General features: G+C 71.3%; 23 protein-coding genes. 9 read left to right on the top strand and 14 right to left on the bottom strand.

Annotated features, from left to right (window positions below; genetic code table 11):
• The first annotated feature begins 106 nt into the window (after positions 1-106).
• The 6 genes from ACIP79_RS23425 (at position 107) to ACIP79_RS23400 (ending at position 8,568) form a co-directional block, all read left to right on the top strand.
• Complete coding sequence (locus tag ACIP79_RS23425; RefSeq protein ID WP_401226402.1) at positions 107-469, top strand: SAV_915 family protein; 363 nt, start codon at positions 107-109, stop codon at positions 467-469.
• Between the two features lie 9 nt (positions 470-478).
• Positions 479-1,840 carry a diaminopimelate decarboxylase gene (gene lysA / locus ACIP79_RS23420; RefSeq protein ID WP_401226399.1) on the top strand — a complete coding sequence of 454 codons (1,362 nt, stop codon included), beginning with the start codon at positions 479-481 and terminating at the stop codon, positions 1,838-1,840.
• Positions 1,841-1,983: 143 nt separating this feature from the next.
• Positions 1,984-4,746 carry a protein kinase gene (locus tag ACIP79_RS23415; protein ID WP_401226719.1) on the top strand — a complete coding sequence of 921 codons (2,763 nt, stop codon included), beginning with the start codon at positions 1,984-1,986 and terminating at the stop codon, positions 4,744-4,746.
• 168 nt (positions 4,747-4,914) lie between these two features.
• Entirely contained in the window at positions 4,915-5,700 is a 786-nt protein-coding gene (locus tag ACIP79_RS23410) for a response regulator transcription factor (RefSeq protein ID WP_401226397.1), read from the top strand.
• Positions 5,697-7,268 (top strand): sensor histidine kinase, encoded by a 1,572-nt coding sequence (locus ACIP79_RS23405; protein ID WP_401226394.1) that lies wholly within the window; start codon positions 5,697-5,699, stop codon positions 7,266-7,268. Before ACIP79_RS23410 ends, ACIP79_RS23405 begins: the two co-directional genes overlap by 4 nt.
• A gap of 73 nt (positions 7,269-7,341) precedes the next feature.
• Complete coding sequence (locus ACIP79_RS23400; protein ID WP_401226391.1) at positions 7,342-8,568, top strand: acyltransferase family protein; 1,227 nt, start codon at positions 7,342-7,344, stop codon at positions 8,566-8,568.
• Positions 8,569-8,633: 65 nt separating this feature from the next.
• Here the strand turns inward: ACIP79_RS23400 and ACIP79_RS23395 are convergent, their stop codons facing one another.
• From ACIP79_RS23395 to kdpF, 5 genes are all read right to left on the bottom strand, one after another.
• Entirely contained in the window at positions 8,634-9,182 is a 549-nt protein-coding gene (locus ACIP79_RS23395; RefSeq protein WP_401226389.1) for a DUF1062 domain-containing protein, read from the bottom strand.
• Positions 9,183-9,387: 205 nt separating this feature from the next.
• Positions 9,388-10,056, bottom strand: coding sequence for a potassium-transporting ATPase subunit C (locus tag ACIP79_RS23390; RefSeq protein WP_401226718.1), 669 nt, complete (start codon positions 10,054-10,056; stop codon positions 9,388-9,390).
• Between the two features lie 24 nt (positions 10,057-10,080).
• On the bottom strand, positions 10,081-12,174 hold the full coding sequence (gene kdpB, locus ACIP79_RS23385; protein WP_401226387.1) for a potassium-transporting ATPase subunit KdpB: 2,094 nt from the start codon (positions 12,172-12,174) through the stop codon (positions 10,081-10,083).
• Positions 12,175-12,221: 47 nt separating this feature from the next.
• Positions 12,222-13,886, bottom strand: a complete 1,665-nt coding sequence (kdpA, locus tag ACIP79_RS23380; protein WP_383678430.1) for a potassium-transporting ATPase subunit KdpA — start codon at positions 13,884-13,886, stop codon at positions 12,222-12,224.
• A gap of 8 nt (positions 13,887-13,894) precedes the next feature.
• Positions 13,895-13,984 (bottom strand): K(+)-transporting ATPase subunit F, encoded by a 90-nt coding sequence (kdpF, locus tag ACIP79_RS23375; RefSeq protein ID WP_033264828.1) that lies wholly within the window; start codon positions 13,982-13,984, stop codon positions 13,895-13,897.
• 306 nt (positions 13,985-14,290) lie between these two features.
• Here kdpF and ACIP79_RS23370 point away from each other — a divergent pair, with 306 nt between their 5' ends.
• On the top strand, positions 14,291-14,782 hold the full coding sequence (locus ACIP79_RS23370) for a peptidylprolyl isomerase (RefSeq protein ID WP_401226384.1): 492 nt from the start codon (positions 14,291-14,293) through the stop codon (positions 14,780-14,782).
• Positions 14,783-14,881: 99 nt separating this feature from the next.
• On the opposite strand, the gene ACIP79_RS23365 is transcribed toward ACIP79_RS23370, so the two are convergent.
• The gene (locus tag ACIP79_RS23365; protein WP_401226381.1) at positions 14,882-15,748 is read right to left on the bottom strand and encodes a helix-turn-helix transcriptional regulator; all 867 of its coding nucleotides are present in this window, start codon (positions 15,746-15,748) and stop codon (positions 14,882-14,884) included.
• Positions 15,749-16,203: 455 nt separating this feature from the next.
• Between ACIP79_RS23365 and ACIP79_RS23360 the strand changes: the two genes are divergently transcribed.
• Positions 16,204-18,150 carry an amino acid transporter gene (locus tag ACIP79_RS23360; RefSeq protein ID WP_383684711.1) on the top strand — a complete coding sequence of 649 codons (1,947 nt, stop codon included), beginning with the start codon at positions 16,204-16,206 and terminating at the stop codon, positions 18,148-18,150.
• Positions 18,151-18,199: 49 nt separating this feature from the next.
• On the opposite strand, the gene ACIP79_RS23355 is transcribed toward ACIP79_RS23360, so the two are convergent.
• From ACIP79_RS23355 to ACIP79_RS23325, 7 genes are all read right to left on the bottom strand, one after another.
• The gene (locus ACIP79_RS23355) at positions 18,200-19,201 is read right to left on the bottom strand and encodes an ABC transporter (protein ID WP_401226378.1); all 1,002 of its coding nucleotides are present in this window, start codon (positions 19,199-19,201) and stop codon (positions 18,200-18,202) included.
• The gene (locus ACIP79_RS23350) at positions 19,198-20,127 is read right to left on the bottom strand and encodes an ABC transporter ATP-binding protein (protein ID WP_401226717.1); all 930 of its coding nucleotides are present in this window, start codon (positions 20,125-20,127) and stop codon (positions 19,198-19,200) included. Before ACIP79_RS23350 ends, ACIP79_RS23355 begins: the two co-directional genes overlap by 4 nt.
• An 8-nt stretch (positions 20,128-20,135) precedes the next feature.
• Positions 20,136-20,567 carry a GntR family transcriptional regulator gene (locus tag ACIP79_RS23345; RefSeq protein WP_401226376.1) on the bottom strand — a complete coding sequence of 144 codons (432 nt, stop codon included), beginning with the start codon at positions 20,565-20,567 and terminating at the stop codon, positions 20,136-20,138.
• Positions 20,568-20,980: 413 nt separating this feature from the next.
• Positions 20,981-22,450, bottom strand: a complete 1,470-nt coding sequence (locus tag ACIP79_RS23340; RefSeq protein ID WP_401226375.1) for a sensor histidine kinase — start codon at positions 22,448-22,450, stop codon at positions 20,981-20,983.
• Positions 22,451-23,185: a response regulator transcription factor gene (locus tag ACIP79_RS23335; protein WP_401226373.1), complete on the bottom strand. Its 735-nt coding sequence runs from the start codon at positions 23,183-23,185 to the stop codon at positions 22,451-22,453. It abuts the gene before it with no gap.
• A gap of 187 nt (positions 23,186-23,372) precedes the next feature.
• A complete protein-coding gene (locus ACIP79_RS23330) occupies positions 23,373-23,609 on the bottom strand; it encodes a hypothetical protein (protein ID WP_401226372.1) in 237 nt (78 codons plus the stop codon).
• A complete protein-coding gene (locus ACIP79_RS23325; protein WP_401226736.1) occupies positions 23,606-23,815 on the bottom strand; it encodes a hypothetical protein in 210 nt (69 codons plus the stop codon). Before ACIP79_RS23325 ends, ACIP79_RS23330 begins: the two co-directional genes overlap by 4 nt.
• Positions 23,816-24,122: 307 nt before the next feature.
• Between ACIP79_RS23325 and ACIP79_RS23320 the strand changes: the two genes are divergently transcribed.
• On the top strand, positions 24,123-25,463 hold the full coding sequence (locus ACIP79_RS23320) for an XRE family transcriptional regulator (RefSeq protein ID WP_401226370.1): 1,341 nt from the start codon (positions 24,123-24,125) through the stop codon (positions 25,461-25,463).
• A 4-nt stretch (positions 25,464-25,467) separates the two neighbouring features.
• On the opposite strand, the gene cutA is transcribed toward ACIP79_RS23320, so the two are convergent.
• Positions 25,468-25,800, bottom strand: a complete 333-nt coding sequence (gene cutA, locus ACIP79_RS23315; RefSeq protein WP_401226368.1) for a divalent-cation tolerance protein CutA — start codon at positions 25,798-25,800, stop codon at positions 25,468-25,470.
• Between the last annotated feature and the right edge of the window lie 44 nt (positions 25,801-25,844).

Below are 25,844 nucleotides of genomic sequence, written 5' to 3'. Positions count from 1 at the left end.
CGTACCCCCTCACCCGGGCATAGCTTTCAGCGAAGCGCCGGGCCGACGAGGCGGAACATCCGCGTCGGCCGCGCGGCGCGCGTCGTCTTCGTCAAGGAGCTGCACGATGTCTCCAGTGGACCGTTCCGAGGACCCCGAGCCTTCCGAACGCACCCCGGCCGGACTCCTCTTCGTACCTGTCCGGTCGGGGCCCGCGGGCTGTACGGCCCGGTTCTTCCGCACTCCCCCCGGCGGCCGTACGGCCGTCGGATTCACCTCGGCGGCGAGGCTCGCCGCCACCCTCGGCACGGAACAGGCCTGCGTCAGGCTCTCCGAACGCGCGCTGCGGTCGCTCGCCGCGCCCCTGGGCGTCACCGTCGTCACCGTCGACCCGCAGTTCTCGGCCCCGGCGCCATCCGCCTCCACACCGTCCGGGACGACGGACATGGACACCGTCGCCGTTCCGTATCTGAACCTGCTGATCGGCTGAGGAGACGTCATGTCCATAACCGTTCTCCGGGGAGGTCCCGGCCGCGAGGCGGGCGCCGCCGCCCCCGACACCCACGACGGTCTGTCCGTCTGGCCCCGCTCCGCCCGCCCCGGACCCGACGGGGACGTCTCCGTCGGCGGTGTCTCCCTCACCGAGGCGGCCGACCGCTTCGGCACCCCTGTGTACGTGCTGGACGAGCGAGAGGTCAGGGACCGCTGCCGTACGTACCGCACGGCGTTCCCCGAGGCCGACATCGTGTACGCGGCGAAGGCGTTCCTGTGCCGGGCGATGGCGCGGTGGGTCCGCGAGGAGGGCCTCGGCCTGGACGTGTGCTCGGCCGGGGAGCTGGCACTCGCCGTCACCACCGGATTCCCGCCCGAGCGGATCGTGCTGCACGGCAACGCCAAGAGCCCCGAGGACCTGCGCACCGCGCTGCGCCTGGGAGTCGGGCGCATCGTCGTCGACAGCACCTCGGAGATCGCACGGCTGGCCGCGATCACGCCCGAGGGCACCCGGCAGAAGGTCATGGTGCGGGTGGTGCCCGGCATCGCGGCCGGCGGCCACGCCAAGATCCGTACCGGCACCGAGGACCAGAAGTTCGGCCTGTCGATCACGGACGGCTCGGCGCAGCACGCGGTGGCCCGGATACTCGGGCAGCCGCACCTCGAACTGGTCGGCCTGCACTGCCACATCGGCTCGCAGGTCGCCTCCTTCGAGCCGTACGTCGCGGCCGTGCGCCGCATGACCGGGCTGCTGGCCCGGGTCCGGGACCAGCACGGCGTCACCCTGCCGCAGCTCGACATCGGGGGCGGGCACGCCATCGCCTACCGGCCCGGCGAGGACAGCCTCGACGTCGGTGTCCTGGCCGGGCGGGTCCGCGCCGAGCTGGTGGACGGCTGCGCCCGCGCCCAACTGCCCGTCCCCCGACTGACCTTGGAGCCCGGCCGGGCCATCGCCGGTCCCGCCGGGGTCGCCGTCTACCGGGTGCTCTCGGTCAAGCGCACCGGGAACCACGTCTTCGTCGCCGTCGACGGCGGGATGAGCGACAACCCGCGGCCCGCGCTGTACGGCGTCCGGTACGCGCCCCGGCTCATCGGCCGCCGGCCCGCCGCCGCGCCACGCCTGGTCACCGTCGTGGGCCGGCACTGCGAGGCGGGCGACATCCTCGCGGACGAGGTGGCCCTCCCGGGCGACGTACACCCCGGCGACCTGCTCGCGGTCCCGGCCGCCGGGGCCTACCACCTGTCCATGGCCTCCGGTTACAACCTCGTCGGACGGCCCCCGGTCGTCGCGGTCTCCGAGGGCATCGCACGCGTCCTGGTACGCCGCGAGTCCCTGGACGACATGAGCCGCAGGGACGTCGGGCTGTAGAGCGGCCTCGGGAGGAGCGGCGTACGGCGTCACCCTGCCGGTCGACGGGGGCTTTCTGCTCGCCTGACCTCTCCAGGCGGGCGCGGCGCCCTACTCTTTATCCCTGGGCAAAGCACGTTCAGGGGGACGATGTTGTGCTGCACATGCCGCTGCACCGGCAGTTCCGGTACATCCATGAGCCGTTGCCCGCCGGTGACAGGGCCATCCCCGCGCTGGGGCACGAGACGCTGGTCGAGGCGCTGAAGGAGCGGCTGACCTACTCGCACGGCGGCGCCTTCCTGGTGAGCGGCTTCCGCGGGGTCGGCAAGTCCACCCTGGTGCTGCGGGCGCTGGCCGAGGCCACGGCCGCCCAGGGCACCCGGGACGTCATGCTGGTCGTCCACCTCAACGTGGCACGCTCCATGACGACCGATCAGCTGCTGTTCGCCGTCGTGCGGCGCATCTTCGAGTCCCTGGACGACCGCGACCTGCTGGCGCGGCTGCCGCGCGAGGTGCAGCGGTCGTTGCTGCTGGCCTACTCACGTACGTCGCTGTCGTTCACCCAGACCCAGTCGGACAGCACGGAGCGCGGCACCAGCCTGGGGCTCGCACCGCAGCACCGGCTGGTGCCCACCATGAACTTCAGCAGCCGCCGGACCCGTTCGCAGGCCACCGAGGCCGCGTTCCTCGCGTACTCCGAGACCGACGTCGAGCACGACCTCGTCCGGATCGTCCACCTGCTCAACGGCAGTGAGGGCCGGACCCGTCAACAGCCGGTCTCGCGGCGGCTGTTACGTCGCTGGCGGCGGCAGGAGGCCGCGCGGCTGCGGGTGCATCCGGTCGTCGTCCTGGACGAGGTCGACAAGCTGACCGACAACAAGGACGACGCGATCGCCCTATTCGAGGGGCTGTTGGGCCGGATCAAGAACGTACTCACCGCGCGCGGCGCACACTTCATCGTCGTCGCCGGTCCCGATCTGCACGACCGCGCCATCCAGGACGCCGACCGCGGCAACGGCGTGTACGAGAGCGTCTTCGGCTGGCGGATGTACGTGCCCTGTCTGTGGGACGCGCCCGAGCGGCTGGTGAGGGGCCTGGTGGAGGCGGGCCGGGAGCCGGTGTCCCAGCCCGACTGGGGTCCTCCCGCGCCGGCCACCATCACACCGAACGGTGCTCCGGGCACGTACGCCGGATACCCGCCCGAGACCTCGTACCGCATCCCGCCGGCGTCCCTGGACGAGGCGCGGCTGGTCCGGTTCATCGGATATCTCAGCTTCAAGGCGCGCGGCGTGCCGCGGCGGCTGCTCCAGGAGTTCAACTCGCTGGTGGTGTGGGAGGACGGCCGCCCCTCGCTGAGCGTGGGCGAGGCCGACTGGGCACGGATCGACTTCTACGCACGGCTCGAAGCGGTCGTGTCCGAGGCGGTCGCCTCGGGCGATCCCGACGGCCCCGCGCGGGTGGTGATCGACGACGACCGGCGGCGGCTCGGCGGCTACCACGTGGTCGACTGGGCGCTGCGCAGCGAGGGCAGACCCTTCACCTCCACCGATGTCACCGGCCCCCAGGGGATCGATCCGCTGCTGCGCATGGCACCGCCCGCGGTCGAACGGCTCGTACGACATCTGGTGCGGGCCGGAATGCTGGACGTGGTGAGCGAGCCTGGCCGGCCGGACGCCACCCGGTACGGCGGCGCGGAGTCGGCGCTCGCCTACTACAAGCTGTCGGACGCCTACAAACGCCAGCTCGCCGGGTTCGTGCACAGCAGCGAGAGCGAACGGGCCGACCTCGGGATCGTCTCCCCGCTGCCGGGGCCGGGCCCGTACGGCTCGACCGTGGGCGTCCCGGGCGACCAGGCGCCCCCTCCGTCGACCGGCTACGGCTTCCCCCAGCCCGGTGGGACACCGCAGTGGCAGTCACCGCAGTACGGACAGCCGGAGCCCGCGGCGCGCGCGGCCCCGCCGTCCGTCGAGTCCGGGACGCCCGCGGTCGCCGTACTGGCCGAGCGGTACGAGATGAGCAGCCTCCTCGGCCAGGGCGGCATGGGCGCGGTCTACCGGGGGCGGGACCTGCTGACCGGGCAGGCCGTGGCCATCAAGGTGCTGCACCACGCGGCGCGCCACGACGAGCAGATGCTGGCGCGGTTCCAGCGCGAGGCGCAGGTGAGCCGGCAGCTGAACCATCCGCAGATCGTCCGCACCCTCGACGCGCTGGGCAGCGCGGACACCGAGCCGGCACTGATCATGGAGCTGGTGGAGGGGCCCTCCCTGGGCGACGTGCTGAGTCAGCGGGGCGCGCTGCCCGTGGGACTGGTCGCGCGGATCGGCAGGCAACTGGGCGAGGCCCTCGCCTTCATCGACGACATGGGCATCTCGCGCATCGACCTCAAACCGAGCAACGTGCTGCTGCATCCCGCGCGCGGCGCCGTGATCATCGACCTGGGCATCGCCAGGCCGCTGGAGGACGTCACGTCGGTGACCGTCGCGGGAATGGTGGTCGGCACACCGGGCTACATGGCTCCCGAGCAGGCACGGGGCACTCACACGGACATCCGGACGGATCTCTACACGCTGGGGATCCTCATGTACCAGTGCCTGGCCGGAGCACTGCCGTGGAACGAGTCGTCGGACTATCACATGCTCTTCGAGATCGTGAACAGGGACGTCTCCGTGGACGCCCTGCCCGCCTCCGAGGAACTCCGCCACCTGCTCCGCCGCACCCTCGCCCGCTCACCCGACGACCGTCCGCAGACCCCTCTGGAGTTCCTGGCCGGACTCGACGCGACCCCGGAGTCGCGGGCGGAGCTGAGCCTCGACGACCTCGACGACCTGTGGTCGGTGGAGAACCTGGTGCCGTCGGCGCCGGACACGGACATCCGGTCCGACGGGGCGGACGGCATCACCGGCGAACCGGACCCCGGACCCCGCTGACCGAAGCCCCCGTCCACCGGGATCCCGAAGCTCCCCGGCGAATGCCTCCCCTCACGCCCGGCTCGACGTACGAGGCACGAGGCACGAGGCACGAGGCACGGTCGGCTCTCAGCCGACCCCCAGCTTTCCCCCAGCCGACGCTCATGAAGCGGGGGCAGAGTCGGCGTCATGGCCGAGCATCGCGAGCCCCCTGCGCCCCACAGGCTCCTCGTCGTCGAGGACGAGCCGAGCATCCGCGCCCTGCTGGAGTCCACGCTGCGGCTCAGCGGCTACGCGGTGAGCAGCGTGGAGTCGGGCGGCGCCGCGCTGCTGGAGACCGAGCGGTTCGGCCCCGACCTGGTGCTGCTGGACGTGATGCTGCCGGACCTGGACGGCTTCGAGGTGACCCGGGCGATGCGGGCGGGCGGCAAGAAGACGCCCGTGCTGTTCCTGACCGCGCGCACCGACCTGTCCGACCGTATCGACGGACTGCGCGCGGGCGGCGACGACTACGTCACCAAGCCCTTCAGCCTCGACGAGGTGCTGCTGCGGATCCAGGCGATCCTGCGCCGCACCGACGCCGGGGAGCCGCCCCCGGGCGAGCCGGACGGGGACGACGGGAGCATCCTGCTCTTCGCCGACCTGCGGCTCGACGAGCGGGCGTACGAGGTGCACCGCGCGGAGCGTTACGTACCGCTGTCGCCCACCGAGTTCCAGCTGCTCGCCTACCTGATGGCGAACGCCAACCGGGTGCTGACCAGGGCGCAGATCGTGCAGCACGTGTGGGGCTACGACTTCGCCGGTGACGTGCGGATCGTCGAGACGTACGTGAAGTACCTGCGCAAGAAGATCGACTGCGTCGAGCCGCCGCTGATCCACACCGTGCGCGGCGTCGGGTACTCACTGCGGCTGCCCCGCGACCGGGCTCCGGGGACCACCGAGACCGCCGACGCCACCGAGGCCGCCGAGCGGTGAAACGTCCCGTCTCCCTGCGCGGCCGGCTCGTCCTCGGTCTCGCCGTCGTCGCCACCACCGCGGTACTGGCCGCCGAGGCCGTCGGCTTCGTCGTGCTGCGGTCCTGGCTGATGGACGGCCTCGACGAACAGCTCGCGCACTTCAACACGCCCAGGAAGGCGTTCCAGGACGCGGCGAGCGACGACGGGTTCCCGAGCAGGTTCACCACTCCCGGTGCGCTGCCCTCCGACTTCCGCGTCTACTTCTACGACGCCGACGGCCGCCTCCTGAGCGCCTCGCTCGGCGACCAGCAGCAGGCGACCGGGCCCGAGCCGGCGTCCACCCTCGACGGCCTCGGACTGACCACGGGCGTACCCGCCACGGTGCCGGCCGCCTCGGGCGGCGGGCGCTGGCGGATCGTGCTGCGCGACGGCCCGAACGACATGAGGGCGGTCGTCGCGCTGCCCCTCGCGACCATCGACGGAGCCACCTCCAAGATCCTCTACGTGGACGGCGCCCTGCTCGCCCTCACCGCCACCGGCGTCGTACTCCTGGGCCGCTGGGTCGTCCGCCTCGGGCTGCTCCCCCTCACTCGCATGGAGCGCACGGCCCAGGACATCTCCGACGGCGACCTCGACCTGCGGCTGCCCGATACCGGCGCGGGCACCGAGACCGGGCGTCTTGGCCGCGTCCTCAACACCATGCTCGAACGGCTCCAGGGCGCCCTGCGTGAGCGCGAGACCTCCGAGGCCCGGCTGCGCCGCTTCGTCGCCGACGCCGGACACGAGCTGCGGACACCGCTCACCGCGATCCAGGGCTTCGCCGAACTGGCGCTCCGCCACGAACAGCGGTCCGCCGCCGGCCGCCGCGAGGCGAACCGGCTCATCGCCCAGAACGCCGAACGCATGGGCCTCCTCGTCGACGACCTGCAACTCCTCGCCAAACTCGACCAGGAGCCGTCGTACGGCTGTGAACCCGTCGACCTGCTGTCCCTGGCCGCCGACGCGGTGAGCGCCGCCGCGCTCGGGGACGCCGGGCGCCGGATCGACCTGGGCCCGCTGCGGACGCCGAAGCGGGGCGAGGCGGCGGAGGAAGCGGGGGAAGCGGAGGAAGGGGAACTGGAGCTGGTGGAGGCCCTCGGTGACCCGCACCGGTTGCGGCAGGTCGTCGAGAACCTGCTGTCCAACGCCCGCACCCACACTCTCCCGGGCACCCCCGTCCACGTCCGCGTCGGCACCGCCCTGGTCGCCCCGGACACCGGCGGCGCCGACCGGCCGGGACGCGTCGGGGCCTCCCCGCCGCTGGCCCCGGGCACCGCCGTGGGAATCCTGGAGATCACCGACGCCGGTCCTGGCCTGACCCCCGAAGAGGCCCAGCGCGTCTTCGAGCGCTTCTACCGCGTGGACCGCTCCCGCTCCCGCGCCCATGACCATGCCCACGACCATGCCCGCAACCAGGGAGGAAGCGGCCTCGGGCTGTCCATCGCCGCGGCCATCGCCCAAGGGCACGGGGGCCGGCTGGAGCTGGACACCGCGCCCGGTGCGGGATGCACGTTCCGGCTGGTGCTGCCGGAGCCAGGGCCTCCCTGAGGGTTTCCCGACGTCAATGCAGGGCACACGCAGTTGTTCCGAGACGGGCGGCAGGTGAAGAGCGATCCTTTTCATGACGAGTACGACGAGTACGACGAGTGCGGCAGCGAACACCGCGAGTCCGGCGAGTACGGAGCCCGCGGCGGGCGACGGACCCACCGCGGGCCGGGGCTTCCCGTCCGCGGTGCAGCGTGCCGGGCGGGTGAACGGCCTCGACGGGCTGCGCACCCTGGCCGTGGCCATGGTGCTCGTCTACCACGTGAGACCCGGCCTGCTGCCGGGCGGCTCGGTGGGCGTCGACGTCTTCTTCACCATCAGCGGCTTCGTGATCACCCGGCTGCTGCTCGCCGAGTACGCCCGTACCGGAACCGTCGGTCTCTCCGCGTTCTACCGGCGGCGCTGGCGGCGACTGGTACCGGCGCTGTTCGCCCTGTGCGCGGTGGTCGCGGTGCTGGCGCTCACCACGTCGTTGCGGGGCTTCGACGGCTCGCTGCTGGCGGTCGGGCTCGCGGCGACGTTCGTGGTGAACATCGTGCGGGCCGTACAGCCCGGCGTGTACTCGGACGTGACGGGGCCGCTCGCGCACACCTGGTCGCTGGGGGTGGAGGAGCAGTTCTACCTGATCTGGCCGCCCGTAATGATCCTGCTGCTGCGCCGGCTGCGCGCCCGTACGGTATTGATCGCCACGGCGGTGCTCTGCGTGCTGCCGGTGCTGTGGCGCTTCAGCCTGTGGGCCCCGGACGCGGCGCACCGCGTCTACAACGGCACCGACACCCGCGCCGACCAGCTGCTCGCTGGCGCCCTGGTGGCCGTGGTGCTGGCCCGGCTGCCCGCCGGTGACCCGCGCCTTGAGCGGTTCAGGCTCTGGGCGGGCCGGCTGGCCTGGCCCGCGCTGGGCGCGCTGGCCCTGGTCGCCTGGCAGGTGCCGATCACCGGCACCTCGGGCTGGTGGACGCCGGTCTGGTACACCGTCGGTTTCCTGGCCGTCGCGGTCGTCTCCGCCACCCTGGTCGCGGGCCTGGAACTACGCCCGCGCGGAACCCTGTCCCGGGTCCTCTCGCTGGCCCCCCTGTCCTGGACGGGCCGCAACCTCAGCTACGGCATGTATCTCTGGCACTACCCCATAGCCCGCCTGCTGGGCCTGCTGGGCGTCGACACCTGGCAACTCCCGGCCACCGCAGCCCTCACCGTCGTGGCCGCCATGATCTCCTACTACGCCATCGAGCGCCCCTTCCTCCGCCGCGGCCGGAAGAAGGTCCCCGCCCCCGCCGCGGTCCCCGCCCCCGCCGCCGCGACCTGACAGGGCCTGTCCGGCGGGACCGGATCCCGCCTGACAGGCCCCTGGCCCCTGGCCCCGGAAAGGGTTCAGGGCTTGAGCGTGAAGGTGAAGTCGCCGGAGAGCCTGCCGTTCAGCCGGACCGAGGAGACGAGTCTCCCCAGCGCGGCCAGCCGCTCGGCCTCGGCCCGGGTGAGCCCGCAGCCCTCGGCGATCAGACGCACCGGCCGGACGGGTATCGGCGCCGCGAAGCGGACCCGTATGTCGATCACCTCGCTGTCCTGGTGATCGGGTCCGCCGGTGTCGAGACGCCAGGCGCCCTCCCAGTCGAGGGCGACGCGGTTACGCCGCCGCACGACCGGGTCCTGGAGCAACTCCGCTGCCAGGACGCGGTCGTTGCCGTGCAGCCGGTCCAGCAGAGCGGGCCGTACGGAGCGGACGTTCATCCGTTCCAGCACCGTGAGCTTCGCCGTGTCCCCGCAGCCGGTGCACAGGACGAGGAGCCAGACGTCGATGAGTTTGTGGTGGGCGTTGACACGGAACTTGCCGTTCGCCCGGAAGCGCCCGGACGCGCAGGTGTGACAACGGCGGCGGACGAGCGGCAGGCAGGTGGGCACGACCAGCCAGGTTCTGAGCACAGAAATACACCGGTTCCAGTGAGAAATCCGCAGCAGGAAGAAGCGCGGCGCACAGGTGCGCCGCGCGACGATTCAGCGCTCGGGAGGTCTCAAAGGGTGTACAACGGGCGTCCTTGACTGGGCGACGACTCACTCGGTCCGGCAGCACGGTAGTGGCGCACGGCGGCGCCGCTCCACCGGTTTTCGGGGAGCGGCGCCGGGTCCGTCAGTTGTCCGCCACAAGTCCCTTGAGGGCGATGTTGAGTTCGAGGACGTTGACGGTGGGGTCGCCGATGAAGCCGAGGGTGCGGCCGTCGGTGTTCTGCTCGACGAGCTTTCGCACCTCGGCGACGGGGAGACCGTTCCTCTCCGCGACGCGGTGCACCTGGATGTCGGCGTACTCCGGGGAGATCGCCGGGTCCAGGCCCGAGCCGGAGGACGTCACCGCGTCGGCGGGCACGTCCGCGGCCCTGACCGGGTAGCCCGGCACCGAGTTGTCCTTGACGACGGCCTTCTTGGCGGCGGTCACCCAGTCGATGAGGTCCTGGTTGTCGCCGGAGCGGTTGGTGGCGCCGGACAGGATCAGGCTGTACCGGGTGTTGACGCTGTTGGTGCCGAGGCCGTTCTGCGGGCGGCCCTGGAACCACTTGAGGTCGGGCTCCGGGGTCTCCTGGCCCTTCTTCAGCGGCAGGTTGTAGGCCTGGCCGATGAGCGAGGAGCCGACCACCCTGCCGTCCGCCTCGACCTCCGAGCCGTTGGCCCTGTCGTTGAACAGGCCCTGGGCGACCCCCGTGACGGCGAGCGGGTAGACGACACCCGTCACCAGGGTGAGCACCAGCAGCGCCCGCAGGCCGGCCCAGAGCAACCGGGCTGTGTTGGTGACCGAGTTGTTCATTGTGATCAGCACGCTTTCAGGGATTTACAGCCCGGGGATCAGGGAGATGAGCAGGTCGATGACCTTGATGCCGATGAACGGGGCGATCAGACCGCCGAGGCCGTAGATGCCCAGGTTCCGCCGCAGCAGCCTGTCGGCGCTCAGCGGCCGGTACCGCACACCCCGCAGGGCGAGCGGGACCAGCGCGATGATGATCAGCGCGTTGAAAATGACCGCGGAGAGGATCGCGGAGTCGGGCGAGGACAGGTGCATGATGTTGAGCTTGTCCAGGCCCGGGTAGACCGCCGCGAACAGCGCCGGGATGATCGCGAAGTACTTCGCCACGTCGTTGGCGATGGAGAACGTCGTCAACGCGCCCCGGGTGATCAGCAGTTGCTTGCCGATCTCGACGATCTCGATGAGCTTGGTGGGGTTGGAGTCCAGGTCCACCATGTTCCCGGCCTCCTTGGCGGCCGATGTACCGGTGTTCATGGCCACGCCCACGTCGGCCTGCGCCAGCGCCGGGGCGTCGTTCGTACCGTCACCGGTCATCGCGACGAGCTTGCCGCCCGCCTGCTCGCGCTTGATGAGCGCCATCTTGTCCTCGGGGGTCGCCTCCGCGAGGAAGTCGTCGACACCCGCCTCGTCCGCGATCGCCTTGGCCGTCAGCGGGTTGTCGCCCGTGATCATGACGGTCTTGATGCCCATGCGGCGCAGTTCCTCGAACCGCTCGCGCATGCCTTCCTTGACGACGTCCTTGAGGTGGATGACGCCCAGCACCCGGGCGCCCCCGGTGTCCTCGACGGCCACCAGCAGCGGTGTGCCGCCCGCCTCGGAGATCCGGTCGGCGAGGGCGCCGGCGTCGGCGGAGATCACGCCGCCCCGCTCCCGCACCCAGGCGACGACCGAACCGGCCGCGCCCTTGCGGATCCTGCGCCCGTCCACGTCCACACCCGACATCCGGGTCTGTGCGGTGAAGGCGATCCACTCGGCGCCGGCCAGCTCGCCCTGGTGCCGCTCGCGCAGCCCGTACCTCTCCTTCGCCAGTACGACGACGGAGCGGCCCTCGGGCGTCTCGTCGGCCAGCGAGGAGAGCTGGGCGGCGTCGGCCAGCTCGGCGTCGGCGGTGCCGGTCACCGGCACGAACTCCGCGGCCTGGCGGTTGCCGAGGGTGATGGTGCCGGTCTTGTCGAGGAGAAGGGTGGAGACGTCACCGGCGGCCTCGACCGCCCTGCCGGACATGGCCAGTACGTTCCTCTGCACCAGCCGGTCCATGCCCGCGATGCCGATCGCGGAGAGCAGGGCGCCGATCGTGGTCGGGATCAGACAGACCAGGAGGGCGACCAGGACGACCATGGTGAGGTGCGTGCCCGCGTAGTCCGCGAACGGCGGCAGGGTGGCCACCGCCAGCAGGAAGACGATGGTGAGGGACGCGAGCAGGATGTTCAGCGCGATCTCGTTGGGCGTCTTCTGCCGGGCGGCGCCCTCGACCAGGGCGATCATGCGGTCGATGAAGGTCTCGCCGGGCTTCGTCGTGATCTTGACGACGATCCGGTCGGAGAGGACCTTCGTACCGCCGGTGACGGCCGAGCGGTCGCCGCCGGACTCGCGGATGACGGGGGCCGACTCACCGGTGATGGCCGACTCGTCGACGCTCGCGACCCCCTCGACGACGTCACCGTCGCCGGGGATGATGTCGCCCGCCTCGCAGACGACCAGGTCGCCCACGCGCAGCTCGGTGCCGGGCACCGGCTCCTCCACGGAGCCGTTCAGACGCCGGGCGACGGTGTCGGTCCTGGCCCTGCGCAGGGTGTCCGCCTGCGCCTTGCCGCGGCCCTCGGCCACCGCCTCCGCCAGGTTGGCGAAGACGACGGTCAGCCACAGCCAGGCGCTGATCGCCCAGCCGAACCAGTCGCCGGGGTCCTTGAACGAGAAGACCGTCGTCAGCACCGAGCCGACGAGGACCACGAACATCACGGGCGACTTGACCATGACGCGCGGGTCGAGCTTGCGGAAGGCGTCCGGCAGCGACCTGAGCAGTTGCCTCGGGTCGAAGAGACCCGCGCCGACCTTGCTGTCGTCCTTGTGGCCGGTCGGCACATCGCTGTGCGGCGCCCGGGTCGGAGTGGCTGTGGACATCGAGCCCTCTTCTATTTGCTCTATGTGCGTTTTCCCGGTCCGGGTGCTCATGACGCCAGCCCCTCGGCGAGCGGACCCAGCGCGAGCGCCGGGAAGTAGGTCAGACCGGTGATGATCAGGATCGCGCCGACCAGGAGGCCCGTGAACAGCGGCTTCTCGGTGCGCAGGGTGCCCGCGGTGGCTGGGACGGGCTTCTGCTCGGCGAGCGAGCCGGCCAGTGCCAGCACGAACACCATCGGCAGGAAGCGGCCCAGGAGCATGCACAGACCCAGGGTGCTGTTGAACCACTGCGTGTCGGCGTTCAGACCGGCGAAGGCCGAGCCGTTGTTGTTGGCGGCCGAGGTGTAGGCGTACAGGATCTCGGAGAAGCCGTGCGCCCCGCTGTTGGTCATCGAGTTGCCGGGCGTGGGCAGCGCCATCGCGGCGGCGGTGAACACGAGCACCAGCGCCGGGGTGACGAGGATGTAGCAGGCGGCGAACTTGATCTGCCGGGTGCCGATCTTCTTGCCCAGGTACTCGGGGGTGCGGCCGACCATCAGACCGGCGAGGAACACCGCGATGATCGCCATGATCAGCATGCCGTAGAGCCCGGATCCGGTACCACCGGGCGCGATCTCGCCGAGCTGCATGCCCAGCATGGTGATGCCGCCGCCGAGGCCGGTGAACGAGGAGTGGAAGGAGTTCACCGCGCCGGTCGAGGTGAGCGTGGTCGCCACCGCGAAGATCGACGAGCCGCCGACGCCGAACCGGGTCTCCTTGCCCTCCATCGCACCGCCCGCGATGTCGAACGCCGGGCCGTGGTGGGCGAACTCGGTCCACATCATGAGGGCCGTGAAGCCGATCCAGATGGTGACCATCGTGGCGAGGATCGCGTAGCCCTGCCGGAGAGAGCCGACCATCCTGCCGAAGGTCCGGGTGAGCGCGAACGGGATCAGCAGGATGAGGAAGATCTCGAACAGGTTGGAGAACGGGGTGGGGTTCTCGAAGGGGTGGGCCGAGTTGGCGTTGAAGTAGCCGCCGCCGTTGGTGCCCAGCTCCTTGATGGCCTCCTGGGAGGCGACCGCGCCGCCGTTCCACTCCTGCGAGCCGCCGGTGAACTGGCCGACCGCGTGGATGCCGGCGAAGTTCTGGATCGCGCCGCACGCCACCAGGACGACCGCGGAGATCACCGCGATGGGCACCAGGATGCGTACGACACCGCGCACCAGGTCGGCCCAGAAATTGCCGAGTTCACCGGTACGGGAGCGCGCGAAGCCCCGTACGAGCGCCACCGCGACGGCGATGCCGACGGCGGCCGAGACGAAGTTCTGCACCGCGAGGCCGCCGGTCTGCACGACGTGGCCCATGGCCTGCTCGCCGTAGTACGACTGCCAGTTGGTGTTCGACACGAAGGACGCGGCGGTGTTGAACGCCTGGTCCGGGTCGATGGAGGAGAAGCCGAGCGAGCCGGGCAGGACGCCCTGGACGCGCTGGAGGAGGTAGAGGAAGAGGACACCGGCGGCCGAGAAGGCGAGGACGCCGCGCAGGTACGCGGGCCAGCGCATCTCGGTGTTCGGGTCGGCACCGATGCCCTTGTAGATCCACTTCTCGACGCGCAGGTGCCTGTCGGAGGAGTAGACCCGGGCCATGTGGTCGCCGAGGGGACGGTAGGCGAGTGCCAGCGCCGCTATGAGAGCGACGAGCTGGAGCACGCCGGCGAGGACGGGTCCCATGTCAGTGCTCAGAACCTCTCGGGGAAGACGAGGGCAAGAACGAGATAGCCCAGCAGGGCGACGGCCACGACCAGGCCGACGATGTTCTCGGCGGTCACAGCTTCGTCACCCCCTTGGCGACGAGGGCCACCAGCGCGAACACCGCGATCGTGGTGACGACGAAGGCCACGTCGGCCATCGTGAGCTCCTAGAGATGAGGTTCGTGATTGAGCGGACCAGTAGAGAAAAGCTCCTCCTGGGCCGGTTTCGTCCTCCGTTGACGGGTCCCATACGGGCCGGGGCACGGCCTTGACGCGTCCCTTACGGGGAGATCGGCCGGGAGACGGCACCGGCCGTGTTCAGGATGTCGGGGCTGGAACAGGGCCATGCGCGTCCGCCGCGGGCGGGGATGCCAGACTGGCCGTATGACGACAAAGGTTTACTTCGACATCAGCATCGGCGGCGAGGCCGCCGGACGGATCGTCTTCGATCTGTACGACGACGTGGTCCCCAAGACCGTGGAGAACTTCCGCGCGCTGGCGACCGGCGAGAACGGCTACGGCTACGCGGGTTCCAAGTTCCACCGGATCATCCCCCAGTTCATGCTCCAGGGCGGTGACTTCACCCGGGGCGACGGCACCGGCGGCAAGAGCATCTACGGCGAGAAGTTCGCCGACGAGAACTTCAAGCTCAAGCACACCAAGCCCGGCCTGCTGTCGATGGCCAACGCGGGGCCCAACACCAACGGCTCGCAGTTCTTCATCACGACGATCGTGACGGACTGGCTGGACGGCAAGCACGTCGTCTTCGGCGAGGTCACCGAGGGCCTCGACCTCGTCAAGAAGATCGAGGGCTACGGCAGCCGCAGCGGCACGCCGAGCACCACCGTGGAGATCACGAGCAGCGGGGTCCTCTGACCTCTCTCGTAGAAGTCGGACGTTCCCTCCCGTAGAGGTCGTGCGGTCTCTCCCGTAGAGGTCGTCCGGCTTCTCCCGTGCGGGAATCCGGGGCCGGCGTCAGGGACGCGCGGAGGCGGTGCGGCCACCTGTGACACGCAGGAGGTCCAGCTTTCCCGCGTCGCTGCTGCCGGCCGCCGCCGTGTAGGTGACCATGCGCAGGTCGGCGCCCGGCACGATCAGGACGTCGCAGTCGAGCGTGATCTCGCCTGCCTCCGGATGCTGGAACGTCTTGAGCTCGCTGGTGTGCCGGCCGGCCTCGGTCGGCCTGGCCCAGTGCCGGGCGAAGTCCTCCGATCCGGCCCGCAGCTCCCGCACCAGACGGTCGAGCCGGTCGTCCCCGGGACAGCGCGAGACGGCGTCCCTGAGATCGGCGACGATCGACGCCTCGAAGGCGTCCTGCCCGCCCTCCGACCGGTGCGGAAGCAGCGCCGCGTGGGCGGCGCCGCGGCCGAAGAGCGCGCGGGCGAGGTTCCGCTCGTCCGCCGGGAGCCGGGCCGGGTCGCCGTGCAGGGCGCTCCACGTGCCGTTCCACCACACCAGGGCCCAGTCGGCGCTGAACACCCCGACCGGAACATCGCCCAGCCGCGCGGCGAGCCGCTGGATCCCCGCGGGCACATGGCCGCTGACCCTGCCGTCCCGCGGCGGCAGCAGCCCGGCACCGCGGTACAGCCGGTCGCGCTCGGCGCGGGAGAGCTGGAGGGCCCGCGCGAGGGCGCCGACCACCTGCGCGGACGGGTTCCTGGCGCGCCCCTGCTCCAGCCGCAGCACGTAGTCCACCGAGAGTCCGGCCAGCCGGGCGAGCTCCTCACGGCGCAGTCCCGGCGCGCGGCGGCCTGTCGTCGCGGGGAAACCGGCGTCGGCCGGGGAGAGCCGGTCGCGCCAGGCGTGCAGAAGAGTGGCGAACTCGGAACGGGGTGCGGCCATGACCCCCATTGTCCCGCCCCGGCGCCCACGCAGCGTGGGTACTGCCGGTCCGGCCCCTGAGCGTCGGAGAGGCGGACGCCTGACCTCCGGTGGCCGGCCCGGCCGCCGGACCGCCGGACCGCCGGAGAGGCGGGGAGGCGGGGAGCGGAGAGGCGGAGAGGCGGAGAGGCGGCCACCGGACCACCGGGCCCGGCCACCGGACGGCGGACGGCGGCCACCGGACGGCGACGGCGACGGCGACGGCGACGGCGACGGTCAGGGTGCCCACGTCGGTGTCCCGAAGACCCCCCGGCGCCGCCCGCGGGGATGCCGGACCCGCCCCACGAGCGGTGCGCCGGCGTTCCGCTCGACATGCGCGAGCCCCCCGGCCTGTGGATCACTGGTTGCGTACGCCGGGCCCAGTGGTCGGCGTACGTCCGCAGCCCCTCGCCCGGCAGCACGTCAGGAGCACGCCGATGGCCACGAGCCGCCCGCGCACCGGCCGCCTGCGCACGTGGATGCTCCAGGGCCTCTCCGACATGGCCAGGACCCCGCAGGGACCGCACGCCCAGGCCGTCCCCGCGCAGGAGGGCAGGCCCTGGTGGCGGGTGATGTGCCTGACCGGCGTCGACTACTTCTCCACGCTGGGCTACCAGCCGGGCATCGCGGCGCTGGCCGCGGGACTGCTGTCCCCGGTGGCCACCGTCGTGCTCGTCGTCGTCACTCTTGCGGGCGCACTGCCCGTCTACCGTCGGGTGGCCGAGGAGAGCCCGCACGGCCAGGGGTCGATCGCGATGCTGGAGCGGCTGCTGACGTTCTGGAAGGGCAAGCTGTTCGTCCTCACCCTGCTCGGCTTCGCCGCCACCGACTTCCTGATCACCATCACCCTGTCGGCCGCCGACGCCGCCACCCACCTGGTGGAGAACCCGCACCTGACCGGGACCCTGCACGACAAGCAGATGCTGATCACCCTCGTCCTCGTCGCGCTGCTCGGCGCGGTGTTCCTCAAGGGCTTCCTGGAGGCGATCGGCGTCGCGGTCGTCCTGGTGGGGATCTACCTGGCGCTCAACGTGGTGGTCACCGTCGCGGGACTCTGGCACGTGATCACGGAAGGCCATGTGATCACCGACTGGTCCACCGCCCTGACCGCCGAGCACGGCAACGTCTTCGCGATGATCGGCGTGGCCCTGCTGGTCTTCCCGAAACTGGCCCTCGGCCTGTCCGGCTTCGAGACCGGCGTGGCCGTGATGCCGCACGTGGAGGGCGGAACCGACGACACCGAGGAGAAGCCGGCCGGCCGGATCCGCGGCACGAAGAAGCTGCTCACCGTCGCCGCCGTGATCATGAGCGTGTTCCTGATCGCGACCAGCTTCATCACCACACTGCTGATCCCGGAGCGGGAGTTCGAGTCGGGCGGCGACGCCAACGGCCGCGCGCTCGCCTACCTGGCGCACGAGTACCTCGGCAACGCCTTCGGCACGGTCTACGACGTCTCGACCATCGCGATCCTCTGGTTCGCCGGCGCCTCCGCGATGGCGGGGCTGCTCAACCTGATGCCCCGCTACCTCCCCCGCTACGGCATGGCCCCGCACTGGGCACGCGCCGTCCGCCCCATGGTGATCGTCTTCATCCTGATCGCATTCCTGGTCACCTGGATCTTCGACGCGGACGTGGACGCCCAGGGCGGCGCGTACGCCACCGGTGTCCTCGTCCTCATCAGCTCCGCCGCCGTCGCCGTCACCATCGCCGCGCGCAAGGCCCGCCAGCGCAACTGGACGGCCGGCTTCGCCGTCATCTCGGCGGTGTTCCTCTACACGACCGTCGTGAACGTCATCGAGCGCCCCGACGGCGTCAAGATCGGCGCCTGTTTCATCGCGGGGATCATCCTCGTCTCGCTGCTGTCCCGCCTCGCGCGCTCCTTCGAACTGCGCGTGACCAGCGTGACCATGGACCCGATGGCGGAACGGTTCGTCCGGGACATCGCGAGCCGCCGGGCCCGCTTCATCGCCAACGAGCCCGACAACCGCGACCGCACCGAGTACCGCGAGAAGATCGAGCAGATCCGCGCCGACAACGACGTGCCGGTCCAGGAGGACTTCGTCTTCGTCGAGGTCACCGTCCTGGACGCCTCCGAGTTCGAGGCGGGTCTGAACGTACGCGGCGAGGTCATGCACGGCCGCTACCGCGTCCTGACCCTGGAGTCCTCCTCGATCCCCAACGCCCTCGCGGCCCTCCTCCTGCACGTCCGCGACACCACGGGCCGGACCCCCGACATCTACTTCGAGTGGACCGAGGGCAGCCCCTTCACCAACTTCCTGCGCTTCTTCCTCTTCGGCCAGGGCGAGGTGGCCCCGGTGACCCGCGAGGTGCTGCGCGAGGCGGAGCCCGACCGCGCGCGCCGCCCCCGGGTGCACGTCGGCTAGACGTGCGCCCGGGGGCGGTGGTGTGGCTACGGCGTGCGCGGCACCGGGGTCAGAGGAGACGCCTGCGGCCCCAGAAGAGGATGAACACCATGGTGGCGGCGGTCAGGGCGAACAGGACGGAGGCGCCGAACCACTGCATGGACGACATCTCCGAGAAGGGGATGTAGTCGACCGACCAGCCGATGACCTGCTTGTCCTTCAGACAGGCGTCGGTCGCCTTCTGCGTCGCCTCGGCGCAGCTCCCCCAGCCGATGAGGTCGCCGTTCGCGGTGAGATAGGACTGATCTACCGCGTAGGCGCTGCCGGGCAGGCGGGGGAAGTCGTTCTCGCCGACCCCGTTCCTGGTGGTCACCGTGACGATGTCGGCGAGGTCCAGCCGGATGTACGACCAGACCAGCTGCACGGCAACGGCGAAACCGAGGGTGACGACCATGGACAGCAGGGTCCGGCGCAGCAGCATGCCGATCGCGACCCCGCCGACCAGGGTGAACAGGGTGAGCGCCACCGGCACGGGCCCGGTGGTGTCGAATCCGGTGCCGGAGGTCCAGTCGAGGATGGTCGTCCTGCCCTTGACCGGCTGCCACCACCAGTTGAACACCAGGGACAGCACGACGGTGAGCGGGACGACCACGAGAGCGGTGATCCCCAGCTTGGTGGCGAGCCAGCGGACCCGGCTCACCGACTGGGAGGCGACGAGTTTCGCGGTGCCGTTCTCCAGGTCTCCGGCGACCAGCGGCGCGCCGAGGAAGACGCCGACCACGACGGGGACGAAGCCGAGGGCGGCTCCGGTCCAGGTCAGCCAACCGCTGTCGACCTTCATGTCCCAGTCGTCCGCCTTCGGGTGGGGCCACCCGGCGATGGAGTCGAGCTGGTCCGTCAACTGCCCGCGCTGGTACGTCATCCAGCCGACGGCGAGGACGGTGAGGGCGATGAGGGTCCAGAAGGCGGCGCGGTGCTGGTGCCAGACCAGCCAGTTCAGCCCGCTGAGACGAGGGCCGCGGCGTACCGGCTCGGTACCGGCCGGGATCCTGGTACTGGTCAACGTACTCATGCCGCCACCGCCTTCGCGGCGGCACGGTCGCCGGCCTGGGCGGTCGCGGTGATCAGGGGCGGGGCCTGCGGGGAGCGCAGGTAGCCGAGGAGCAGCTCCTCCAGGGTCGGGGCGTCGGCCTCCCAGGAGCCGCCGAGGGGCCCGTCGGGGCGCACCAGCGCCCTGACCTGCCGTCCGCTGGTGCGTGACTCGACGACGGTGTGGCGGGCCAGCGACTCGGGGACGCCGGGACCGTCGTGGACCCCGGTGAGCAGGGTGTGCGCGGCGAGGAGTTCGTCCACGTCACCGGCGAGCCGCAGACCGCCCTCGGCTATGACCACCAGGAAGTCGCAGACGTTCTCCAGCTCGGTGATCATGTGCGTGGACATCAGCACCGTCGTCCCGTGCTCGGCTGCCTCGGCCAGCAGGGTGCCCATCATCTCGTGGCGCACCAGCGGGTCCAGGTCGGACATCGGCTCGTCCAGGAGCAGCAGGTCGGGCCGCTTGCCGAAGGCGAGGGCGAAGGCCACCCGGGTGCGCTGCCCGCCGGACAGGGTGCCGATCTTCGCCTCCAGGGGGACGTTGCCCGCGCGGACGATCCCCTCGGCGGCCTTCTGGTCCCAGCCGGGGTTGAGCTCACGGCCCAGACGCAGGGTGTCGGCGACGGTGAACCGCCGGAAGAGCGGCTTCTCCTGCGCCAGGAACGCGGTGCGCCGGCCGGCCTCCGCCGACTCCGGGGCCTCCCCGAACACCCGTAGCGAGCCCGAGGTCGGGTCGAGCAGGTTCGCGGCGATGCCGAGGAACGTGGTCTTGCCCGCTCCGTTGGGGCCGACCAGGCCGCAGATCCGGCCGGCCGGCAGCCGGAACGAACAGTCCCGCAGGGCCCAGCCCCGCCGGTACTTCTTGCCCACGCCGTACGCCTCTATCGCGCTCACCGCGTGTGTCATCGCGTCGCTCACCTGTGTTCCCCGCTCCTTGAGACTTCTGGGTTCCCCCCGGTCACCGCGCTCGGCGGATACCGGTCCTCCAGCACCGAGGCGACGAGTGCCGCCACGTCCTCCCGCTCCAGGCCCGCCTCGCGCGCCTGGTCCATCCACTCCTCCAGGGCCCCGCGCAGCGGCGAGTCCGCGCCCGCCTGCGGGCTGGCCAGCGACCGGCGTACGAAGGTGCCCTGACCGGGGCGCGGCTCGACGAGCCCCTCGCGCTCCAGCTCGCGGTACGCCTTCAGCGTCGTGTTCGGATTGACCGCGCAGCTCGCCGCGACCTCCTTGGCCGTCGGCAGCCGGTCCCCCGGCACCAGCACACCCAGCCGCAGCGCCTGCTTCGTCTGCAACACGATCTGCTGGTAGGCGGGAACGCCGCCCCGCCTGTCGATGCGAAACTCCACTCCCTCCTCCACCCTTTCACTACTTGATTAGTGGAATGATGATGGAGGCCCATCGCGGTCCTGTCAAAGGAGCAGGTCAGCCGGGCGACACCCGACGACGGACGGGGGGATCCGCGCAGGGGGGGCGCACAGCGAGGCCGCACGACGGCGACAAGGTCGCCGTCTCCGTCGGGCGGCCGGTCGGTCGGTCGGTTCCGGCGTCGCGCCGTCGTCCACCCGGGGACGCACAGCCAGGCCGCACGGGGGCCGCACAGCGCGGTGCAGCACACGGCGGGATGCACAACGCTGCAGCACACGGCGGGACGCACAGCGCGGGGCAGCACACGGCGGGACGCACAGCGCGCACGCCCAGCGACCGCCCTCGCCCTCGCCTTCGCCCTCGCCCTCGGTCCCCGCTGGCGGACCCCCTCCCGCTAGCGGACCCCCTCGCTCACCGGATCCTCCGCGTCCCCCACCGTGAACCCGATGACCAGGCCTCCCCCGGCCCGCAGCCGGGCGAAGGGGGCTCCGCCGTGGCCCACGGCGACCTCGCGGACGATGGAGAGGCCGAGCCCGGAGCCGGGCAGGCTGCGGGCGTCCGGGGCCCGGTAGAAGCGGTCGAAGACGCGCTCCAGGTCGCCGGCGTCGATCCCGGGGCCCCGGTCGAGCACCTCGACGCGGACAGCGCCGGGGTGGCCGTCCGGCGCGGCGCCGGTCACGGCGACCTCGATCGCCGCGGACCCGCCCCGGTCGAACTTGACCGCGTTCTCCACCAGGTTGGACACGGCCCGCTGCAACGCGGTGGGCCGTCCGTCGATGTCGGTGTCCCCGCTCAGCCGGACGACGATGTCACGCCCGCTGCGCCGCCGGGCGACGACGGCGACATCCTCGGCGAGCTCCCCCAGATCGACCCGCCGCACCGGCTCGGTGTCGGACCGCCCCGCCGCCAGCGCCACCAACTCGTTGACGAGGTCGGTCAGTTCACGCGACTCCAGAGCCAGGTCGGCGACGAGTTCCTCGCGCGCGGCGGGCGGCAGTTCGTCGATGCGCCGGAGCATGGAGATGTTCGTACGCAGCGAGGTCAGCGGCGTACGGAGCTCGTGTCCCGCGTCCTGGACCAGCCGCCGCTGGTCCTCCTCGGACTGGGCGAGCCGGCCGAGCATCCGGTCGAAGGAACGCCCGAGCCTGGCCACCTCGTCGTACCCCGCGACCGGCACCTGGATCCCGAGCCGCCCGGTGCGCGCCACGTCCTCGGCGGCGCCCGCGAGCCGCACCAGCCGCCGGGTGATCCGGCGGGCCAGCCACCACCCGAACAGCCCCGAAGCGACGACGACGGCCGCGACGAGCAGGACGGTCCGCTGCTGGAGCTCGTTCAGCAGGTCCTCGGTGTCGCTGAACTCCTGGGCGACCTGGACGGCCCCCCGCCCGCCGCCGAGCGCGACGGTCGCCACCCGGAAGCGGCTGTCGCCAACCTCGACCTCCTTGCGCTCGGCGAAGGTGCCCGCGGCCGGGGCGTCCGAGACCTGCCGGTCGGCGGCGACGACGGGCAGCGCGGGGTGCCCGGTACCAGCCACCGCGCCGCCCGGCCCGAGCACCTGCACGTCCGTACGGCTGGGCCGCACGATCCTTTCGAGCGCCCCCCGGTGGCCGGGATCGGTGGACGTGAAGTCGTCCGGGCCCAGCTCGCGCTGACGCACCTCGTCCCGCAGGTCCTGCACCACTCCGGCGAAGACGGTCTGCTGGTCCACGCGTACCAGCCGGGCGGCGGCGTCGTAGCTCAGGAACCCGACCAGGACGGTGACGACGGCGGCCACCGCCGCGAAGGACAGCGTGAAGGTGGCCCGCAGCGAGGAGAGCCGCCGGAACCGGACCCGAGAGAGCCGTCCGGGGAGCCGCGGAGGCACTCAGTCCTCCCTCAGCACGTACCCCACACCCCGCACCGTGTGGATCAGCCCCGGCGCCCCCGGCTGCTCCAGCTTGCGCCGCAGATATCCCACGTACACGGCGAGGTTCTTCGACCCGGGGCCGAAGTCGTAGCCCCAGATCCGGTCGTAGATCGTGGCGTGGTCGAGCACGATGCCCGCGTTGCGGGCGAGCAGTTCGAGCAGCTCGAACTCGGTCCGCGTGAGCTCCACCTCGCGCTCCCCGCGCCACACCCGCCGGGCGTGGGTGTCCATGCGCAGCCCGGCCACGACGACCTGCCCCGGCGGAACGGGCAGGCCGGGCAGGGCCCGCGCCGCCCCCTCCGCACCGCCGTCGGCGAGATCCCCGCCGCCCGTACGGCGCAGCAGCGCCCGCAGCCGCGCGAAGACCTCCTCGACGTCGAACGGCTTGACCACGTAGTCGTCGGCCCCCGCGTCCAGCCCCGCGATACGGTCGGCGGTCTCCACCAGCGCGGTGAGCATCAGGATCGGCGTCCGGTTCCCCTCCGCACGCAGCACCCGGCAGACCTGCAACCCGTCGATGCCGGGCATCATCACATCGAGAACCAGCACGTCGGGGGGCGTCCGATGGGCCTGCGCCAGGGCCGCCACCCCGTCGGCGACGGCCGTCACCTCGTACCCCTCCAGCGTCAGCGCCCTCTCCAGCGCATGACGAATGGCCCGGTCGTCCTCGGCAAGCAGCACATTCTGGGGCACCCCCTCAGTCTGCCTCCCCCACCCCCCGCACCACCTGCCGAACAGCCACCGGGGCCTGCTTCTTACCCGGCTCTCACCGCCCTATCAGTGCCAGTACCGAACCGGCAGCGCCGCCGGGGCGATACGGAACCATGCGGCCCCGCTGCGTCGGAGGCCAGAAACCGCCCGACGTGGTGGGAGTCCCGCGTCAGGGCCGCCGCCAAGTCCGCCATGGCCGAGTGATGATCTCCCGGTACGAGTGGTGGGACGGGTTCCGACCGCAGTGGGCCAGCACCCAGTCCTGTGGGTCACCGAAGTCCACGCCGGCTGCCGAGGTGGCCTCGCACACCGCGCACTGCATCGCGTACGTCGTCGGCTCCGCGTCGGGCTCACGGTCCGGCTCCAGCGTCCAGATCTCATGACGCACGACCGCGCGCGCACTCACTTCCTCCACCTTCCGTTGGCTACGGCCACCTTGGCGCTCAGCGCCTCAGACGGGTCGGCGTCCCGCAGTTCCTCAGGGGGAACGTCCCACTCCTTGCCTCCCCGAAGAGGCCGGAGTTGTACGTACGGGCCCTCGTACCCCATGACCTCGGCGACCTCGCCCGTCCGCTTGTCCACCGCCAGCGATCCCACCTTCGGTCGAGTCACGCCATCGGTCACGGCGTCACCGCCGTGCGGAGAGCCCGCCGTGACCGATGTCGGCGTGAGCGGGATGCGGGCGAACGAAGCCGCAACAGGAGGGCGAAGCGATGGGCGATGGCGTGGTCCATGTCGACCTGCTCTTTCAGGTGGTCACGCCCCCGGAGCGGTCACGCGGTCGCGGGGTCTGAACGCCTCAACTGTCCGGCCTGGCAAGGCACCTGGCTTCCCGCCCACGGGTATCCCCATCATGGGTAGGCTGAGAGTCACGCCACGCGACACACTGTCACCAGCACAGGCGCGACGGGGCTTCTACATGACTGGTTACGAACCGCTGGCCGCGCTGCCGCGCGATCTTCTGGACCGCTCGGATATGAGGGCCGCGATCGCCGCCCACGACTTCGGCACGGTGTTCCGGCTCGCACGCCGTGATGTCGGGATCAGCTACTCGAAGATCGCGACTGAATGCGGCATAAAGCCGGAACGTGTCGGAGCCTTGGCGCGCGGTGAGGGCAGCGTGACCACCTTCGAGAAGATCACACGGATCGCCGACGCTCTGCGGATCTCCGGCAGCGCGCTAGGTCTCGCTCCACGTGCGTGGGAAACATCGGTCCCGCCGCGTCGGACACCCACCACGTCTGCCGATGCCACCGCGGCCGACGGAGACGGAGACGAAGTGCGGCGCAGGGAGCTCCTCAAGGCATCAGCCGGAGTCGGACTGACAGTCAGCCTGCCCGACCTTGCCCGCCCCTTGACCGGCCGACAAGTGGGTCGCGACCTCCCCGAACGGCTACGCGAGCGCACAGCACGCCTGAGGCGCCTGGACGACGTGCTCGGCGGCGGGGACACCTACCGGGTCTACCTCGGCGAATACCAGGCGACGAAGGCTCTGCTACGCGACTGCACCTACACCGAGCGCACTCGGCAAGCACTGCTCTCCGTCCTCGCCGAGCAGGCGCAGCAAGCCGGATGGGCCGCCTTCGACGGGGGCAGGCACGCGGACGCGACCAGTTTGTACAAGGACAGCCGCACAGCCGGAGTAGAGGCCGGGGACACAGCCCTGGCCAGTAACGCACTCGCGTTCCTCGCCTACCAGGCGGTCAGCGGGAACCGGACGGCCGGCTTGGAGACAGCCTCCCGCTCCTGCGCCACCGCAGGCCCTGACGCTGCTCCAGCAGTGCGCGCGCTGCTCCAGGAGCGCCTGGCGTGGGCTCATGCGGTCGCCGGAAACGCCCCGGAGACCGAACGCGCTCTCGGCGCCGCGGAATCCGCCCTCGACGACGTCGACACCAACGCGGCTCCACAGCCCGACTGGGCGGCATGGGTCGACCGGAACGAACTGCGGATCATGAGCGGCCGGTGCTGGACGGAGCTGCGGCGCCCACTGCGCGCGGTCCCCGTCCTGGAAGACGCGCTCGCCCGGTACGACGACACCCACGCGCGGGACAAGAGCCTGTACCTGTCGTGGCTGGCTGACTCATATCTGAGCGCCGGAGAAGCGGAACAGGCCGCTGCCACCCTCGGGCGGGCAGTGGATCTGGCCGCCGGAGTGGCATCCGTTCGCCCCAGGGAGCGCCTGTCTCCCGTACTCCGACGACTCGGCGATCACAGCACCTTTCCAGCGGTTGCCGAAGTACTGGAGAAAGCCAGGATCTGAAGCCCTACTCGGCGGGGAGCGGCGCAGCCGCCGTTGCCACCCATCGCAGATACGCGTCCGACCCGGCGACGATGCGCACGGCGGACACCTCCGGGTTCTTCCACGGGTGGTGCGCCAAGAGATGAGCCTCCAGCTCCGCGTACCGGTCGGCGTGGGTCTTCAGGAGAAGCTGCCATTCCTCTCCGGTCCCGAACTCCCCCTCATGCCAGAACGCGGAGACCACCGGCCCCACGATCTGAGCCCCAGCGGCAAGCCGCTCGACAACCACGGACCGAGCCAGCTCCACCGCCTGCTCGCGAGTCTCCGTCGCGGTGGACACCTGCAAGAAGTCAGCCATACGGGCGAGCCTAGCCACGTGTGGGAGATCACGCGCCAGTGCAC

This window comes from Streptomyces sp. NPDC088747, assembly GCF_044751025.1.
Taxonomy (GTDB): Bacteria; Actinomycetota; Actinomycetes; order Streptomycetales; family Streptomycetaceae; genus Streptomyces.
This window is presented reverse-complemented; position numbering and strand designations above follow the sequence as displayed.

What these genes read in the sequence shown, in the direction of transcription:
- ACIP79_RS23425 (WP_401226402.1), top strand. Translation starts at nt 107, where the DNA reads ATGTCTCCAGTGGACCGTTCCGAGGACCCCGAGCCTTCCGAACGCACC.
- lysA (WP_401226399.1), top strand. Translation starts at nt 479, where the DNA reads ATGTCCATAACCGTTCTCCGGGGAGGTCCCGGCCGCGAGGCGGGCGCC.
- ACIP79_RS23415 (WP_401226719.1), top strand. Translation starts at nt 1,984, where the DNA reads ATGCCGCTGCACCGGCAGTTCCGGTACATCCATGAGCCGTTGCCCGCC.
- ACIP79_RS23410 (WP_401226397.1), top strand. Translation starts at nt 4,915, where the DNA reads ATGGCCGAGCATCGCGAGCCCCCTGCGCCCCACAGGCTCCTCGTCGTC.
- ACIP79_RS23400 (WP_401226391.1), top strand. Translation starts at nt 7,342, where the DNA reads ATGACGAGTACGACGAGTACGACGAGTGCGGCAGCGAACACCGCGAGT.
- ACIP79_RS23390 (WP_401226718.1), bottom strand. Translation starts at nt 10,056, where the DNA reads ATGAACAACTCGGTCACCAACACAGCCCGGTTGCTCTGGGCCGGCCTG.
- kdpB (WP_401226387.1), bottom strand. Translation starts at nt 12,174, where the DNA reads ATGTCCACAGCCACTCCGACCCGGGCGCCGCACAGCGATGTGCCGACC.
- kdpA (WP_383678430.1), bottom strand. Translation starts at nt 13,886, where the DNA reads ATGGGACCCGTCCTCGCCGGCGTGCTCCAGCTCGTCGCTCTCATAGCG.
- ACIP79_RS23370 (WP_401226384.1), top strand. Translation starts at nt 14,291, where the DNA reads ATGACGACAAAGGTTTACTTCGACATCAGCATCGGCGGCGAGGCCGCC.
- ACIP79_RS23365 (WP_401226381.1), bottom strand. Translation starts at nt 15,748, where the DNA reads ATGGCCGCACCCCGTTCCGAGTTCGCCACTCTTCTGCACGCCTGGCGC.
- ACIP79_RS23360 (WP_383684711.1), top strand. Translation starts at nt 16,204, where the DNA reads ATGGCCACGAGCCGCCCGCGCACCGGCCGCCTGCGCACGTGGATGCTC.
- ACIP79_RS23355 (WP_401226378.1), bottom strand. Translation starts at nt 19,201, where the DNA reads ATGAGTACGTTGACCAGTACCAGGATCCCGGCCGGTACCGAGCCGGTA.
- ACIP79_RS23350 (WP_401226717.1), bottom strand. Translation starts at nt 20,127, where the DNA reads ATGACACACGCGGTGAGCGCGATAGAGGCGTACGGCGTGGGCAAGAAG.
- ACIP79_RS23320 (WP_401226370.1), top strand. Translation starts at nt 24,123, where the DNA reads ATGACTGGTTACGAACCGCTGGCCGCGCTGCCGCGCGATCTTCTGGAC.
- cutA (WP_401226368.1), bottom strand. Translation starts at nt 25,800, where the DNA reads ATGGCTGACTTCTTGCAGGTGTCCACCGCGACGGAGACTCGCGAGCAG.